Annotated in this window: 2 protein-coding genes; one reads left to right on the forward strand and one right to left on the reverse strand. The window is 64.3% G+C overall.

Annotation, left to right across the window (positions count from 1 at the left end; all coding sequences use genetic code 11):
• Nucleotides 1–42 precede the first annotated feature (42 nt).
• Nucleotides 43–1,260, reverse strand: a complete 1,218-nt coding sequence (locus tag AKL29_RS18180; protein ID WP_050385095.1) for an efflux RND transporter periplasmic adaptor subunit — start codon at nucleotides 1,258–1,260, stop codon at nucleotides 43–45.
• Between the two features lie 833 nt (nucleotides 1,261–2,093).
• On the opposite strand from AKL29_RS18180, the gene AKL29_RS18185 reads away from it, so the two are divergent.
• Nucleotides 2,094–3,935, forward strand: a 1,842-nt coding sequence (locus AKL29_RS18185; RefSeq protein ID WP_193395227.1) for a cadherin repeat domain-containing protein, incomplete at its 3' end; no start/stop codon positions are given.

Raw genomic sequence — 3,935 nt, forward strand, 5'->3', positions numbered from 1 at the left:
CCATCGCGAGGATCGGCTGGTTGATGGAGAGCCTGCCGAGATTCATGGTTTGGCACCTGCGGCGGGCTTGTCAGCGGCCGCCGGCCTGTCGCCTGCGGCCGGCTTGGAATCCGCCGGAGCCTGCGCCATCTTCGGCGTCACCTTGGCGCCGACGCGGGCGCGCTGCAGGCCGTCGACGATCACGTGATCCTCCGCCTTGAGGCCTTCGCGGACGACGCGTAGGCCCTCGTCGAGCGGCCCGAGCGTGACTGCTCTTGCTTCCACCGTGTTGTCGTCCTTGACCACGAACACGATCTTGCGCGACTGGTCGGTGGCAACAGCGCTGTCCGGGATCAACAGCGCCTCATAGGGCGAGGAGCCGATGATACGGACCCGGCCGAACTGGCCGGGCAGGACCGACAGATCCTTGTTCGGAACGACCGCGCGGCTGCGCAGCGTCGCGGTGGAGACGTCGAGGCGGTTGTCGAGGAAGTCCATCTTGCCTTCATGCGAGGGCCTAGTCTCGCCGGTCAGCATCACCTGCACCGGGTTCGCGGTGTCGCGCGAGCTCGGCCGCCTGCCCTCGAACCACAGCTTGCTGTTGCGCTGATAGGTCGCCTCGTCGACGTCGAAATAGATGTAGATCGGATCGAGCGACACGATCGAGGTCAGCAGCGTCGCGCCGCCCTCGCTGCCTTGCACCAGATTGCCCGGAGTCACCAGATGCCGGCTGACGCGGCCGGTGATCGGCGCCAGCACATGGGTGAATTCGACATTGAGCTGCGCGGCCTTCAGCGTGCCTTCGGCCTGGGTCTCTGCGGCGCGCGCCGCCTGCAACGCCTGACGGCGCTGATCGACGACTTGCTCCGAGACCGCGCTGGTCTGCACGAGGTTCAGCCCGCGCTCGAGATCGCGCTTGGCAAGCTCCCCCTTGGCGCGCGCGTCGGCGAGCTGGCCTTCGGCCTGCAGCACGACAGCCTCGAACGGCCGCGGGTCGATGATGTAGAGCAGATCGCCGGCGTGGACGATCGCACCATCCTTGAACTCGACGCTGTTGACGAAGCCGCCGACACGGGCGCGGACCTGGACCTCCTCGATCGCCTCGAAGCGGCCGGTGAACTCGTCCCAGTCGGTGACCGTGCGCTTGACCGGCTGCGCGACGGTCACGGGTGGCGGCGGAGGCGCGGCCTGCGATTGCGCGCTCTTGTTGTCGCAGCCGCCGAGCGCCAGCGCCGCCAGCAGCCCGATCGGCGCAAGGCCGAGCCAAGGCCTGAGCGACAGGCCGCGTGAGGCATGGCGGCGAAGCGAATGACGCTCGACGCGGGTCACCGGAGCCACACGCCCCGTTCTGTCAATCGAACTCAATTCCCTCTCCCCCAGGATCAGTGCAGGGCTACGAAAGTCGCAATTGAACTTGCGGTGATTCAACGCGGATGGACCACCGCAATGTCGCGGCAGCGGACGTCACAGATGTAGCCGCTCCCCAGTCTGTTCAAGATGGCCGCCGGATCAAGCGAATAGTTGCGTAATCTGAAAGCCTTACGACGTGATCGCGAAGCCGTGACGACAGGAAGGGACAGATTCGCTGGCCTTTCGGGGTGAGGAGAGATCACAGAAGGTTCGCCGGGAATCAATCACAAGGCGAATCACCGACACATATTCGTCACACAACGCCAATTCCGTCTGCGGCGCATAAACCACCGGGGGTCGCACAAGATTAAAAATGGTCGAGTTTCCACACTCTACCTCCCGCTGCATGGCCGAATCGTGGTTAACGACGCGATGTCACGTGGACGCTCATTGACACTCGGAAGCATCGACAATACGGTCGTGGTTGCCAACCGGTAAATTTTCTTGGCCGCCGCGCTTTTCTCGAACATTCATAGGGCTTTTCTCGCGGCGTGAGTGAGTGGAAGCGATTACGTAATGGCAAGCGCATTTGAACTTGCTGATGTCGGGACTCCGCAACCGTCGCGGTGTCCGCATATTGCGAGCGGACCGGTGCGATCTCGGGTCGCGTATGATCAACCTCAACGTGTGAACTGCTTCACACCTCATCGTCCCCAACAAATGTAGTTAGTTGATCGGCTTTCACGCCGATCGCAGGAGTGCTCATGACGACCATACCTGCCTATACAATCGGTGGTTTAACCCGCCCCGAGCTTCATCTCGATCCGAGCGGCAATATCATTCTGGATCCGGCCGCGCAGGCGTTCGTCAACACGTATGGTCTGCAATATCTTTACCTGGGCTGTCCTCCCGGCACGCCGTGGCCGCCGGTGCCCGGCTTCCTGTCGCCTCCGACCGACGCCAATTCCGGCGCCAACACTGTCGTTGAGGGCGCCGCAGCCAATACATCGGTCGGCATCACCGCGCAATCCACCAGCCTGATCGGTCTTCCGGTCACCTATTCGCTGGTGTCCGATTCCTCGCATGGCGGCTTCAAGGTCGATCCGAATACCGGCGTCGTGTCGATTGCCGATCCCTCCAAAGTCGATTTCGAGAGCTCCGGCGGCAGCTACGTCGTCAATGTGCAGGCCACCGACGGTATCTTCGTCTCGTCGCAGAGCTTCACGATCGCGGTTAGCAATGCGCCGCCCTCGACACCGATCGACGGCAACGCCGCCGCCAACGCCGTCAACGAAGGCGCCTCGGTCAACACCTCGGTCGGCATCACCGCGTCGTCAGCCGACGTCAACGGCCCCGGTGTCACCTTCTCGCTGACATCGGATTCCTCCCATGGCGGCTTCAAGATCGATCCCAACACCGGCATCGTCACCGTCGCCGATTCCAGCAAGATCGACTTCGAGACCGCGCCGGGTCACGCCTACACCATCACGGTCCAGGCCAGTGACGGCCATGGCGGCGTTAGCTCGCAGAGCTTCACGATCAACGTCAACGACGTGGCGGTCAGCACCCCGGTCGACGTCAATGCCGCCGCCAACAGCGTCGTCGAAGGCGCTGCCGTCAACACGCTGGTCGGCATCACCGCCTCCGCGGTCGATCCGAACGGCCCCGCAACCACCTATTCGCTGACCGGCGACACCTCCGGCGGCGGTTTCACCATCAATGCCACGACGGGTGTCGTCACCGTCGCCGATCCGAACAAGCTCGATTACGAAAGCGCGCCGGGCCACGCTTATACCATCACGGTGCAGGCGACGAGCGGCGCGACCACGACGACGCAAACTTTCACGATCGGCGTGACCGACGCCCCGCCGTCGGCTCCCACCGACTCTGACGCCGCGACCAACACGGTGGTCGAAGGCGCCGCCATCGGCACCGCCGTCGGCATCACCGCGCACGCCACCGACATCAATGGCGGCACAGTAACCTATTCGCTGGTCGGCGATGCCCACGGCCTCACCATCAATGCCGCGACCGGTGTCATCACCGTCGCCGATCCCACCAAGATCGATTTCGAAACCGCGCCCGGCCACGCCTACACAATCACCGCGCAGGCCAGCGACGGCACGCAGACCAGCACGCAGACCTTTACCGTCAACGTCACCGACGTTGCGCCGTCGGCCCCGGTCGACAGCAATGCTGCCGCCAATACCGTCGTCGAAGGCGCGGCCGTCGGCACCACGGTCGGCGTCACCGCATCCTCGACCGACATCAACGGCCCGGCGGTGACCTATTCGCTGACCGGCGACACTTCCGGCGGCGGCTTCACCATCAACGCGACAACAGGCGTCATCACCGTCGCCGACCCGAGCAAGCTCGATTACGAAAGCGCGCCCGGCCACGCCTATACCGTCACCGCGCAGGCCAGCGACGGCACCCTTGCGACCTCGCAGACCTTCACCATCGCCGTCACCGAAGCCCCGCCGTCGACCCCGGTCGACAGCGACGCCAGCGCCAATGCGATCGCGGAAGGCGCGGCCAACGGCTCGACCGTCGGTGTCACGGCGTCGTCGATCGACGTCAACGGCCCGCCGGTGACCTATGCGCTG

The organism is Bradyrhizobium pachyrhizi (genome assembly GCF_001189245.1).
GTDB classification, from domain to species: Bacteria; Pseudomonadota; Alphaproteobacteria; order Rhizobiales; family Xanthobacteraceae; genus Bradyrhizobium; species Bradyrhizobium pachyrhizi.